This is a genomic window from Cupriavidus sp. SK-3 (assembly GCF_000611145.1).
Lineage (GTDB): Bacteria > Pseudomonadota > Gammaproteobacteria > Burkholderiales > Burkholderiaceae > Cupriavidus.
The window spans coordinates 1-645 of sequence record NZ_JFJV02000123.1 but is presented as its reverse complement, the minus strand read 5'-3'; the positions used below and the strand labels follow the sequence as shown (position 1 = coordinate 645).

The window sequence follows — 645 nt, the reverse complement described above, 5'->3', positions numbered from 1 at the left end:
AGGGTCTGGTCCGGATACTTGCTGCCAGCGTGCTCGCCAAAGGCCTGGATCACGCCCCGATAGACGGTGTCCTCGGCGTTGCGCTCCCCGATCACGGCCAGCAGCGTCTGGCGGGCGCCGGCGACCAGTTCGGGCCGTGGCGCGATGGGCCCGGCCGGGTTGGTATTCAAATGCTGCGCATAGAAGGTGAGCAGGCGTTCGGCGAGGTCCTGCCGCTCGCCCGGGGTCATCCGGGCATCGGTGGACCAATGCTGCACCAGTTGCGGGGCCAGGAAGGCCGGCTCGGCGCGTTCGGGATTAGCCAGCATCAAATAGGTCTTGAGCGCCTGGTGACCGCTCAGCGCCACCCGGTTGGTTGCCGCATCCAGCACCGTGGTCCGCAGTTGCGCGAGATCCACCAGCGACGCCTCCAGATCCCGCTGCGCCGGCGTGACGAGCAGTTCGCGGCTGGCCTGCGCGTAAGGCTTCCACAGCGCGGCGAGGACCGCCGGATCGCGATTCAGGCCAAAGCGGGACAGCAGCGGCGCGTGATGCCGGGTGCGGTACTCGTAGCGCTCGATCTGATGCTGCAAGGCAAGGAGCGCGCGCAGGCGCGCAGCCGGGTTGGGGGCCGCCTGGACATCCTGAATCACTTGTTGCGCAGCG

General features: G+C 68.4%; 1 protein-coding gene. It reads right to left on the bottom strand.

Annotation, left to right across the window (positions count from 1 at the left end; all coding sequences use genetic code 11):
* Window positions 1-632, bottom strand: a 632-nt coding sequence (locus tag CF70_RS12605; RefSeq protein ID WP_349675111.1) for an ImcF-related family protein, incomplete at its 3' end; no start/stop codon positions are given.
* Between the last annotated feature and the right edge of the window lie 13 nt (window positions 633-645).